At 42.4% G+C, this 12,546-nt stretch carries 10 protein-coding genes; 5 read left to right on the forward strand and 5 right to left on the reverse strand.

Annotation, left to right across the window (positions count from 1 at the left end; genetic code table 11):
- Positions 1 to 78 precede the first annotated feature (78 nt).
- From AC1DQW_RS23360 to AC1DQW_RS23380, 5 genes are all read left to right on the forward strand, one after another.
- Positions 79 to 279 (forward strand): GDCCVxC domain-containing (seleno)protein, encoded by a 201-nt coding sequence (locus tag AC1DQW_RS23360; RefSeq protein ID WP_477456264.1) that lies wholly within the window; start codon positions 79 to 81, stop codon positions 277 to 279.
- Between the two features lie 149 nt (positions 280 to 428).
- Complete coding sequence (locus tag AC1DQW_RS23365) at positions 429 to 1,286, forward strand: chromate resistance protein ChrB domain-containing protein (RefSeq protein ID WP_477456256.1); 858 nt, start codon at positions 429 to 431, stop codon at positions 1,284 to 1,286.
- 60 nt (positions 1,287 to 1,346) lie between these two features.
- The gene (locus AC1DQW_RS23370) at positions 1,347 to 2,336 is read left to right on the forward strand and encodes a DUF1259 domain-containing protein (RefSeq protein WP_477456257.1); all 990 of its coding nucleotides are present in this window, start codon (positions 1,347 to 1,349) and stop codon (positions 2,334 to 2,336) included.
- Between the two features lie 24 nt (positions 2,337 to 2,360).
- Positions 2,361 to 2,810: a chromate resistance protein ChrB domain-containing protein gene (locus AC1DQW_RS23375; RefSeq protein WP_477420315.1), complete on the forward strand. Its 450-nt coding sequence runs from the start codon at positions 2,361 to 2,363 to the stop codon at positions 2,808 to 2,810.
- Complete coding sequence (locus AC1DQW_RS23380) at positions 2,795 to 3,976, forward strand: chromate transporter (RefSeq protein ID WP_477456258.1); 1,182 nt, start codon at positions 2,795 to 2,797, stop codon at positions 3,974 to 3,976. The genes AC1DQW_RS23375 and AC1DQW_RS23380 overlap by 16 nt, the downstream gene beginning before the upstream one ends.
- A gap of 110 nt (positions 3,977 to 4,086) precedes the next feature.
- Here the strand turns inward: AC1DQW_RS23380 and AC1DQW_RS23385 are convergent, their stop codons facing one another.
- The 5 genes from AC1DQW_RS23385 to AC1DQW_RS23405 all read right to left on the reverse strand — a co-directional run.
- Positions 4,087 to 5,781, reverse strand: a complete 1,695-nt coding sequence (locus tag AC1DQW_RS23385; protein WP_477456259.1) for a glycoside hydrolase family 28 protein — start codon at positions 5,779 to 5,781, stop codon at positions 4,087 to 4,089.
- A gap of 80 nt (positions 5,782 to 5,861) precedes the next feature.
- Positions 5,862 to 6,554, reverse strand: coding sequence for a fasciclin domain-containing protein (locus tag AC1DQW_RS23390; protein WP_477456260.1), 693 nt, complete (start codon positions 6,552 to 6,554; stop codon positions 5,862 to 5,864).
- Between the two features lie 36 nt (positions 6,555 to 6,590).
- Positions 6,591 to 8,039, reverse strand: coding sequence for a RagB/SusD family nutrient uptake outer membrane protein (locus tag AC1DQW_RS23395; protein ID WP_477456261.1), 1,449 nt, complete (start codon positions 8,037 to 8,039; stop codon positions 6,591 to 6,593).
- 11 nt (positions 8,040 to 8,050) lie between these two features.
- A complete protein-coding gene (locus tag AC1DQW_RS23400) occupies positions 8,051 to 11,398 on the reverse strand; it encodes a SusC/RagA family TonB-linked outer membrane protein (protein ID WP_477456262.1) in 3,348 nt (1,115 codons plus the stop codon).
- A gap of 222 nt (positions 11,399 to 11,620) precedes the next feature.
- A partial coding sequence (locus AC1DQW_RS23405) for a FecR family protein (RefSeq protein ID WP_477456263.1) occupies positions 11,621 to 12,546 on the reverse strand: 926 nt, incomplete at its 5' end.

Consider the following 12,546-nt stretch of genomic DNA (forward strand, 5'->3'; position numbering starts at 1 on the left):
AACAGTGTAAATAGTGTTGTTGAAAACAATAAAATTGATTATCAGGTTACAATAATTAACATGATGGCAAAAAAAATAATGCTTAATTCCGTAATTACGTGTCCGAATTGCGGCTATCAAAAAGAAGAGGAAATGCCGGTCAATGCGTGTCAGTATTTTTATACCTGTGAGCAATGTGAAGCTTATTTGAAACCTCGCCAGGGAGATTGTTGTGTTTTCTGTAGCTACGGATCGGTTAAATGCCCACCTGTTCAACAGGGAAATTCGTGTTGCGGCTAAACCACGGTAACTACCTCACCTCGTTAATCATATATTCGGTAAAAGATAATCCCTGTAGCCAATAACTATTTTTTATAGATATAAATATGATTATTGTGTTATTGCTCTTTCACACAATATCTTTGAGCCAAAATACCAGCTTGTAAATCATGAAATGGATAACCCGTGAACACCCTAAAATTGACCGCATCGCCTGCCCCTGGCTGATTAAACGGTTTATTGATGCGGAAGCGGAGATTATCTATGTTCCCTTTGACCAGGTGATTATAAAGGCGAAAGAATTAAATGCTGTGCCGTTTGATCTGCCGGGCGTAGAATACAGCCATTACGAAGATCATTGCACTTTTGATTATTTTCTCAAAAAACATCAACTTAAAGATGTGGCTTTAGACCGGATGGCGGCAATCATCCGGGGGGCGGATACAGACCGGCACGATTTTGCACCACAGGCGGCAGGTTTATCGGCAATATTTATGGGTTTGTCCAAAAACATCACCGACGACTATGAACTATTGGACTTGGGCATGAAAGTGTATGACGGGCTTTACACCTGGGCCAAATACCTGCACCAACAAAAACATACACAGGCGCCGGTAGAAGGGCTTTTACTGGAGGTGTATCATAAGTACCTGAAAGAGGGGCATTCAAAAAAAGCACCCGAATGGACCAGGGAATTAAAAGAAATGATACAGGACCAGTTAGATACCAATTTAACGCTAAGCCTGCAGCAGGCATCCGATGAACTGGAGATTAACCCCGCTTACTTATCAAGGGAGTTTTCAAAATACTTTGAGAACCTGTCTTTTGGGGAGTATATCCGCAAAATGCGCATCGAAAAAGCGATGCACCTGATGGAGACTACCCAATATTCCCTAACGGAGATTGCTTACCTTACTGGCTTTTCCGACCAAAGCCATTTTACACGGATCTTTAAAAAACAGACAGGGCAATTACCTACCGTCTACAAAAAAAACATCCTGAAAAGTAAAACGGATACCAATAGTTAAATCCATACTATTCCTGGCACGAATGTTTAGTTAGTATTGCATAAGCATCGCAATATCAACATGGAAACACAAAAATTCAGTCGCCGGCAGGCCCTACAGGCTTCAGCCGTATTAGGAACAGCCTTGCTGTTACCTGTTAATAAACTACTAGCTATTCCAATTGCCCAGGGCAAAACACCTGCCTTAACGGCCGAAGAAATGGCCGCCATTGACAGCGCTTTAGGCAAAAAGGGCAGTTACAAAGAAGCAGAAGCTGTTTACACAACCCCATTACCCAGGAACGACCTGAAAATGAAAATTAAGGGCGAACCGGTGCCCATTCCTTTTGGTTTTGGCGGTTGGGTATCATTCAAAAAAACGGTTGATGGAAAATCGGCCATGGTGATGAGCGATACGGTATTGCAAATGGAAGAAGTTAATCCTTTGATCTCTGCAGCCCTTGTAAATGGCCTGGAGATAGCTGCCATCCATAACCACTTCTTTTACGAGGAGCCACGCATATTTTATATGCACATTCATGGTATAGGTACAGTAGCTGAGTTGGCTAAAAAATATGCGGATACGATCAGGGACAGCAAACTTTTCCACACTAATCAACCGGCTCCGTCCGCACCGTCTGCGGTTACCGGGAAAGAAAACTTTGATTTGCCTGTTCTGGACGCCATTGTAAAATATAAAGGTACAGTAAATGGCCCCACCTATAAATACACGGTTGGCAGAAGCGATCTGAAAGTGATAGCCATGGGAGTGGAAATGACCACCAATATCGGCCTGAACAGTTGGGCGTCTTTTGCCGGCAAACAGGATGATGCCCATATAGCAGGTGACATAGCTATGCTGCAAAGTGAAGTGAATGGCGTTATTAAAACCCTACGAGCGCATAACCTGGAAATTGTGGCAGTACATAACCATATGCTGGGTGATGATCCGCACATGATTTTCCTGCATTATTATGGCCGTGGCAATGCCGCAACTTTGGCGCAGGGTTTCCGGGCGGCATTGGATGTGCTGGGCCAAAAAACCGATAAAATGGGCGGTATGAAAATGTAAACCTAACTGTTAAACTTTTAGCTTATGAAATGGATCACCCGTGAACGRCCAAAAATTGACCGTATTGCCTGTCCCTGGCTGATAAAAAACTTTGTTGACCCCAGGGCTGAATTTATTTTCGTGCCTAAAGAGGATGTGTTTGAAAAAGCAAAACTTTTAAATGCGATACCCTATGACATTGCGGGGGCAGAATATACGCACGAAGGTGAACGCTGCACATTTGATTATATCATCAAAAAACACAACCTAACCGATCCGGCTATCTTACAGATCGCGGAGATTGTAAGGGGTGCAGACACAGATAGGTTTAACCTGGCGCAGCAGGCAGCTGGTCTTTGGGCCATATCTGCAGGGTTATCTTATAATTTCAAAGATGACCATGAACAACTGGCCATCGGATTAATTATTTATGATGCCCTGTATAGCTGGGCCAAATATGTACAGGAAGAAAAACACACATGGAAGAACAATTAAACAAATACAAACCTGCCTATTCTTTGCTGGATATTACTAAATATTACCTGAAACTTGGCACCTGGGGTTTTGGCGGCCCGGTGGCTTTAGTTGGCTATATGCACCGCGACCTGGTTGAAAACAAAGGGTGGTTAACTGATGAAGAATATAAGGAAGGGTTGGCACTGGCCCAGCTGGCCCCCGGCCCCTTAGCTGCCCAGTTAGGTATTTATATTGGGTTTGTGCATTACGGGCTTATTGGGGCAACATTAACCGGACTTGCTTTTGTATTGCCCTCTTTTATCATGGTGGTTTTATTAGGCATGGCTTACCAGCTTTTCGGAGGCTTAGCCTGGATGCAGGCGGTATTTTATGGAGTAGGTGCTGCAGTTATTGGGATTATTGCGATGAGCGCTTATAAGCTTACTGTAAAATCGATCAGCAAGCTGGAGATAGCCGCCATAAAATCCAAATGGTTATTATGGCTGTTTTATATTGCGGGGATTGTTATAACAGTTATTACGGAAAGAGAAGAAATAATACTATTCCTGGCCTGTGGTATTTTGTATATGCTGATCAAAGCTCCACCGCAATGGATCAAAAAACCTGCCATAATACCCGCCGGGATTTTAATCAGTACCGGCTTTTGGAAATATGAGGGCAAAACTTTGCAGGAAATTGCCTGGTTCTTTGCCAAAGCCGGGGCTTTTGTATTCGGCAGCGGGCTTGCTATCGTGCCTTTTTTGCATGGCGGGGTAGTTAAAGAATTTGGCTGGTTAACAGAGCATCAATTTGTGGATGCTGTGGCTGTAGCAATGATCACACCGGGGCCTGTCGTAATTACGGTAGGATTCATAGGATATTTAGTCGCCGGTTTTCCGGGTGCTGCCGTAGCTGCTTTAGCCACTTTCCTGCCATGTTATTTATTCACCGTAGCGCTGGCACCCTCATTTAAAAAAATTGCCAAAAATACCAGCATTAAAGCTTTTGTAGACGGAATAACCGCATCAGTTATCGGGGCTTTGGTTGGCTCTGTTATTATAATTGGATTACGTTCTATTGTGGATGCCCCTACTGCATTGATTGCAATAGCCGCGGTATTGGCCTTACTATATGTTAAAAAAATGCAGGAACCATATATCATCGGCATCGCAGCGATAATTGGCGTATTGATTAAAACCTTATAACTATTGTATGACAGATATATTCTGAAACTGCGCCGATGGTCACCATCAAAATAATATTACTCCCGAATCGAGATGTCGGCAAATGTTTCAATTAAACCAAAGCCTGATTACTAATCCCGTAACCGTACTGCTTGCGCGTAAGCCCCCGCAGCAAGTACCGATGGCTTATCGGCTTTTGAAAGATCACCGCCATCTATCTTGATATTATGGCTTTCCTTACCTTCTACCTGTAACACATTTGCCACGGGAGTTAACACACGCAGTGCACTTATTAAAACATCACGTGTGTTAATGAAACGCAATAATGATTCTGCATCTTTTTGTCCCTGTGCGCTTAAGCCGTTCACGGCAACGTCTTCTACGTTATCCAGGATCAATGCGGGTCGCATATCCGGGCTGGCCTTTGTTAACCGGATATTGTGAAGCGTTAATCCGCGCACATTGCGTGCATATATTCCATAGGCCGGCGGAATACCGATCTGGTAATATTCTCCCGCAATTTTTGGAACATCCCTTACCGCTGCGTGCTCAACTGTGCCGCCGCCCGGAAAAGTAATATGTACATCATTAAAGGAAATGTTCTCTAAAAATCCCTTATCCACACCATTCAATACAACGCATGAAAATATCTCACCCGGGTTATACCTGCTGGCAAACTCTGCATCGCGAAGCGGAACGGGTTTTACTACTGTAGCGTGAATATTATTAAAAGAAATGTTTCGGATAATCCCGGGAGTAGCAATTTCTTTGTTCTCGCTTGATGACTTCACATTACCCAGGCCTATGGAAATAGGACCTGTTACATCCTTCATCACCAGGTTTGAAAATGAAATATTCTCAAACCTTGATCCGGGCGAACAGCGCATTTTTATAGGGCATCCATAGGTTTCATAAATAAGACAATTAGAAACGGTGATATTTTCGGCCTCCCCGCCTCCAAAACGGAACACTGACCATCGGGTGCTAAAGGAGCAATCAGATATGGTTACAAATTTACAGCTGCCAAATAAAGCGCAGGCATCATCCTGGCATTGTACATCGCAGTTACTAACATGCACATAGGTACTGCCAATAAAATGAAAGCCATCGTTATTATGCACCACCTTACCGCGAATATATAGCCCTTCGAGTTTTACATAAGAGCAAAGACAAACCCGCACCGAATGATAAGCACTGTTAATGAGCGAAATATCACGAACAGTTAGGTTTTTACATTGATAAAAAAGTAAATGGTATGGGCGATGATTACCTGTAATGCCGGCCGGAGGTAACACGCCCTTGGTATCACTGCGAAATTGCGCGCCCTGCCCGTCAATAATACCATTGCCTTCAATTGTAATATTATCAGCATTTACAGCAAATATCAGCCCCACATTCCCATCGTTCATTGTCCACCCGCTGTCAAGTGGGATAACGTCACTGGCGTGGTACTGCTTGCCATCGGCGCTGCCTAACAGTTTCCCTTGTGCAACTATGTGCAGTGTAACGTTACTTTTTAACTCAATGGTTCCAATAACAAATACACCCGCTGGTACCAAAACCGTACCACCATGATCTTTATTACAGGTATCAATTGCCAATTGCACTGCAGCTGTATCCAGTGTTTTTCCGTCGCCTTTTGCTCCAAAATCACGGATGTTGTAAATGCGTGCACCGGTATCGTTGCCTGTTTTTTCTATCGAATTTGATTGCTCAGAACCAAACGCATTTGATGTAAAAGCCATTAAGCCTGTACCTATAGAAACCTTACCCATTGCTCCCAGCCAATTGCGACGGGATACTGTTTTATCATCCGGATTTATCATCAGTTACTCAGTTTTAGTTTGTTAAAATAACCCATTGCGAGGGAAAAACCGGCCGCAATGGGAGTTAAAGTGGGTTAGTATTATTTAGTTTGATAGAAAAGTACCCTGTCAATTACCTGTATAGCGCCGTTTACGGGCAAAATATTGCTTGTTCGTACACTTACATAGCCTACAGAATTTGAGAAATCATTTAACCGCATGGTAAAATTCTGATCGTCGTTAACACGCAGTGTCATCACCGAGGTGGGATTTAACGGATCGTAATTTAACGGCTGAAGCGTAGTGGCAATCACGTTGCCGGGCGTTAAGTTATTAAATGAGTATGCTCCCTGTACAATTAAATACAACAGGTAGTTTTTTACCTGCTCTTTAGGGTAATCGCTCCACTTTTTTCCCGGCACACCATTTACCAGGTATTTCCCCCAATAACAATCTGCAGTTATAGTGGGTACTTTATTCACAAGGGTTGTTCTGTAAATGGCATCGTTATGCAATAGTATAAATGTACAATTGGTTTTAATATACAGGTTTGTATCTATCCCCGAATACTCAATAGCCTGCCGCATCAGTTTAAAAATGGTATCCTTGCCGGCAAAGTTGTAACTACGGTCCTTAATATATTGCCAGGTGGTTTTATCAATATGCGGATCAAGCACATAGGGATGATAATCAGCATTCTCCTGTAATTTTAATCCAGCCAGATTACAGCTGGCCATGCTTATTATAAGGCCTGCAAAAGCAAACCATAAACATGCTTGTTTTATCTTTTTCATTTTGATATCTTTTTAAAATGCTATCTGATTAATTGATTAATAAGGTGGATTTTGAGTTAGTTTGGTATTGGCGTTTAATACGTTTTGATTGATGGGCCAGAATACCTTTCTTGGGTCGCCAAAACCGGTAGAAGGAAACCCTTTTAACAGTTGCCTGGTCCTGATCACCGGGTCCATCGTGCTGATGACGATGTCATTCCTCTGCAAATCAAACCAGCGTTTAGCTTCGCAGAAAAACTCCAGCTGTCTTTCCCGTAAAATTCCGTTGGCATTAACCGGACTGCCGTAAAGCATAGCATCCGCATTGGCAAAATCACTTGCCTGATAGGCTGGCAAGCCTGCCCGGGTATGTACCTTATTCAGGTAAAGCAGCGCATTGGCAAGGTCGCCTGTTCTGTTTAATGCTTCGGCCCGTAAAAGGTAAATATCAGCCAGGCGATATAGTGGAAAATATAGATTTGCCTGCGGGGAGTTAGGATAAATCTGGTTTCCGTTCTTATCCAGGTTGGGCGCATAGTACTTCAATATTTTATCGTGATTATTTACCTTAAAATCAATACTTTGAGCGCCCCTGACATCAGCGGTTGTTGTGGTGTAGTATGCCCACAACGGAGGGTCGACGGCAAAATCACTATTGGTATCACCGGCCCCTATCTCCTGTGAGGTTTTATTGCCGCCATCAACCGTAAAATCCCAGTTTAAACTCCAGATGTTCTCTTTGGTATTTGTCGGGGCTATAAAATTATTTTTCCAGTTAGCAGTAGTTTCCAGGCTATAGCGGTTTAGCTTGAACAGGTTGTCGCACCACAACAAGGCATTGGTATAATCATGGTTGTACATGTAAACATCCATTAACATGGCCGCAATACCGCCTGAATTTAAATTCCATACTACCGCAGCTGTGTGGTCAGACAGGTCATAGGCTTTAAGCAGGTCGGGCAGAATAACATTTTTTACAATATCAGCCGCGGGTGTTACACTCTTGTAAGGATCTGTACTCAGATCTTCGTAAGGCTCTGTCCATACAGGCACATTTCCCCAAAGTCTTATCAGCCAGAAATAACAATATGCCCTTATTCCCAAAGCTTGCGCCTGCAGGTCCTTTGACAAAACAGGATCAATACCCTCAATAGCCGGAATATATTTTATGGCAAAATTAGCCCGGCCTATCGTGGCGTATATCAGCGTCCAATCGGCCCCGGTGGTGGTAGGCGTTAATACGTTTATTGCCAGGGGCAGGCCATCATTATAGGTAGGGTGAAAAGTAAGATTATCGCTCCGGCCATCGCCCCAATAAATATACTGGGTGTTAAACATATCCTGAATACCATCATATATCCCTGCTATACCTGCCTTGGCATCATCAGATGTTTTCCAAAATTTACTACTCGCCAGCTGACTTTTTGGAGGCTGGTCCAACAGCTTTTTACAGCTAAACAACGAAATGGAGAGCATCAAAAAAGCAACATTTAATATTTTTTTCATGATTAAATTCATTAGAAATTAACATTTATTCCAAAACCACATTCGCGCCTGCGCGGATAACGGCCACTATCATTACCCGGCGTTAAGGCTGAGCTTGAAGAAAATTCAGGGTCGTACCAGGAGTAGTTTGTCCAGGTGAGCAGGTTTGCGCCATATATATAAGCCCCAATATTTTTCAGTTTAATACGCGAGGCTATCTTTGCCGGCAGGTTGTAGGTGAACTTTGCATAACTAAGCCTGATGAATGAAGTATTTTCCAGGAACCTGGTTTGCGTACCCGGAAAATTCGCTGTTGAGTTTTTGCGGCCCATGTAGGGTATATTTGTAATATCCCCCTGCTGTTTCCATGAATTATAAGTAGTATTGTTATCGGCAACAATGCCCGATGTAGCCAGGTTATTTAATGTTTGCCTTGGGCTATCATACGCTTCGCCGCCCCAGGTAGTATTAAGTGTAAACGATAAACTAAATTGTTTATAAGTAAACGTGTTAATGATGGCTCCATAAAATGACGGCTGTGCATTGCCAATTATCTGCCGGTCATTAGCATCAATCACACTATCCTTTTTAACATTGTCAAATATCATATCGCCGCCCAGCAGTAACGCGCCTCCGGCGTACATATGGTGCACAGTACCTGTATAGGTGTTACCATTCAGCACATAGCCCGAAGCAGTTTTACCATCGGCAGAAACGCCTACCGGCGTCAGCCTGTTCCAATTACCGTCATAAGCATTTGATGCATCGTACTGGTAAACCCCCTGTCCCTTATACCCATAAAAATCGCCGATCTTTCCACTCTCCTGAACCAGGTAGGTAGCGCCTCCCGAGGTAGCTAAAAATGATTGATGATTGTAAAGGCTCTTGACCTTATTACGCTCAACAGATAAGGTGGTATTAATATTCCAGGTAAATTTTTTACTGGCAACAGGGGTCGCATTTACAGAAAACTCCCATCCTTTATTGGTAACATCGCCAACATTTACATATACAGTGGTAAAGCCTGTCTCTACAGGAATATTGCGCTGATAAAGCAGGTTTTTAGTTACCTTTTGATAATAATCGGCGGTTATATTCAGGCGGGAATTAAAAAATTGCAGATCTAACCCCAGGCCTTTCTGAATATTGCTTTCCCACTTTAATTGCGAGTTTCCGAACTGGTTACTTAAAACCACCCCATTTACCGCATTGTAAAAGGACGATCCAAAAGTATAGATTAACAAATTGGAGTTGGCCGGGATACGATCGTTACCCACCTGCCCATAATTTACTCTCAACTTGGCATCGCCCAGGAATTTTTTTGACCAGTCCATGAACGATTCGTCGGAGAAACGCCAGGCGGCCGATGAGCCATAAAAATTACCGAATTGATTGGATGAACCAAATTTTGATGAACCGTCCCTGCGGTAAACCGCACTAAATATATACCGGCTTTTATAGTTGTAACCTACGCGGGTGTAAAATGATTCGCGGCTGGTTGATCCGGCATCGGTACCAGTATTGGTTTGGTCAATAATACCATACACATTTGAAGTGTAGATAGTTTCGTTGGCAGAGTTCGACCCGGCTATTTTAAAACTATTGTTCTGCGTTTTCTCGGCGCTTACCCCTGCCACAGCAGATATGGAATGGTTTTGGCCAAATGTTTTATTATAATTTAAAAATCCCTGGTATGCCCAATTGGTGTTAAGGGCAAAACTTTCCCTCCCCGAATTAACCGTGGGGCTGGCGCTGCTCAATAGTTTAGGGTCAAAGAAAACATTGTGTGGCGTTGACAAACCAAAATCAAAGTTATTGGTTAAACGCAAATCTTTACTAATGGTATAATCTACCTGGTTAAACAAATCGCCAGTATACGTACTGGTAACATTAACCTCGAGCAAGGCTACCGATAACTGGTTGCGACGCCCGCTAATGTAGCCGGTTAAGGTACCATCTGGATAATACAAAGCTAAATTAGACGGCCGCTGAAATGCCTGGTTAATAGTGTTACCCTCATTAATATTATTGTTGGTATTATAACCAAAGGATAACCGGTTGCTGTATTTAAACCTTGGAGATACCTGGTAATCCAAATTAAAACGGGCCTGCAGTGTTTTTGAGTAGCTGTTAACTATCAAACCTTCATCATTAATATACCTTATACTTGAATAATATTGCACACTTTTTTCGCCACCGCTAACACCAAAATCAAGAATATCTCTTTTGGCTGTTTGGGTAATTACACTCTGGTTATCATTGTCTGAGTTAAAAACCACATTTAATGAATCGTTTGTGGTAGTTGGTTTATCGGGACTGTTACCATTATATAAATTTCTTTCAACACGCAGGTCCTTTGAATTTGGCTGCTCCAGCTTGTGGGCCATTACACCAAAAATGCGGGCATATTGAGCGTTAATAAGCGGCTTACCGGCCTGGCCCCGTTTAGTGGTTATTAATATAACACCATTGGCTGCCTGTGAACCATAAATAGCCGCCGACGCGGCATCTTTTAATACCTCAATAGATTGTATGTCGTTAGGGTTCACATTATCCGCGCTTTGGCTTAAAATACCATCAATTACAAACAGAGGTGAGTTACCCGCGCTTGAAAATGTTGAACCGCCGCGTATTTGGATGGAGCCGGTTGCGCCAGGCTCGCCCGAATCGTTTATCACCAGCACGCCCGATGCCTGTGACTGTAAAGCATCAATCAGGTTGATAGGATGGCGTTCCTCAATCTGCTTGGCAGTAACCGTTGATATAGCCCCGGTTAAATCGCGCTTTACTACCGATTGGCCATAACCGGTTACCACTACCTCGTTTAGGTCGGTGGCTGATTCCTTTAGCATCACGTTGATGGTTTTGCGGTCGCCAACCGTTACTTCAGTTGAAACATAGCCGATAAACGAGAACATCAACACGGCATTGTTATCCGGCACATTGATTGTAAATTTCCCGTCAGGATCAGTTATAACCCCTGTTTGCGCGCCCTTTATTCTTATGCTTACACCAGGTAGCGGACCACCTTTATTATCCGTTACCCGCCCGGTAACGGGTTGTATAGGCACCTGTAATCTTTTGTCAGAAATTATAACCAGGTTGTTACTACCCAGTTTATATATAAGATCTGTTTTAGTTAATAATATGTCCATTACCTCGTTTATCGAAGCATTATTAAGAATTACATTACCAATATGCTTTGCATTTAAGGCATCATCATTATAAACAAAACGGTAACTGCTTGTTTTTTCAATTTCAGTGAGTGCTTTTTTTATGGAAACATCATGAAGGTTAATATTAACTTTATCCTGGGCGTAGCCTTTTGCAAAAACCTGAAATGCAGATATAATTATCAGGATTAGGATACACTTTGTCATGAGTAATATTTTTAATAGGCATTGCAACCGCACATTACTTATGCGGCAAGCATTTTTTTTCATAATTTAGTATTTAGGTTACTTTAATTATTGGTTTAAGAAGACTCGTAGTTGTGGTACCAATTATTGCGGGGAATGCGACAACATTCTCCGCTTTTTTGGTTTAATAATTTTATGGTTTAAATTTTATCATACGCATATTTTTAGGTTAAACATTCCGGGTTAGTAAATAACCACCTCTTTATTATCTATCAAAAAGTTAAAATTGCTGGTTGCCCTAAGCGCCTCCAAAGCTATATTTAGTGACTCTGTTGCGAATTTTCCGCTAAATCTTTTCTCCTTTAACCGAGTATTTTTAAATGAGATGGAAACACCATACCATCTTTCCATTTTTTTTGCTACGTCATCAAAATATTCATTATCAAATACCAGTTTATTTTCCAGCCATTGCGCTTCTGATGGCAAAGAATCGGTTTTTGTGGTATGCAGGGTACTTAGGGTAATAAGGGCATCGCCTTCATTGCTATGAGACCCTTTTTTGTTAAGAATGGTTAATTTTTCGGAGGGTTTTAATATAATCCGGTGATCGGGTCCCGAAGTTGTGGTTAATTCTATTCTTCCCCGGATCAGTGATGTTTCAGAAACATTATCATTTGCATAAGAACGAACATTAAAGGCAGTGCCGAGTACTTTTATCCGCATTGTAGCGGTATTTACAATAAACGGATGTTCAGCATCCTTCACAACGTCAAAAAAAGCTTCGCCGATTAAGCGTATTTCCCTGTATTTGCTGCCGTAATTTGTTTTATAAAAAATTTCGCTGCCGACATTAAGCCAAACCTTGGTGCCATCAGGCAATACAATCTTGCTGACATTTGCCCTCGTCGCTGTAATTTGGTAGTTTTTAACATTATAACTACCGGAGTAATTTTTCCAATAGAAAAAAGACAGCAGGCCAAAAACCAAAACAGCCGCTGCCATGAGTGCAGGAATAAATCTTCTCCTCATAGTGCCAACTGGCAGGTCTGACTCGTTCGCAGGGCCTTGAAAAGTATCAGCCTGGGTATCACCAGCTTCGAATTTACTTTCGAGTTTGTCCCATTTTTGCTGAAGTTTATATGGAATAAAACGGGGCGGCTGATTGGGAT

The sequence above is a fragment of the Mucilaginibacter sp. P5_A4 genome (genome assembly GCF_056400605.1).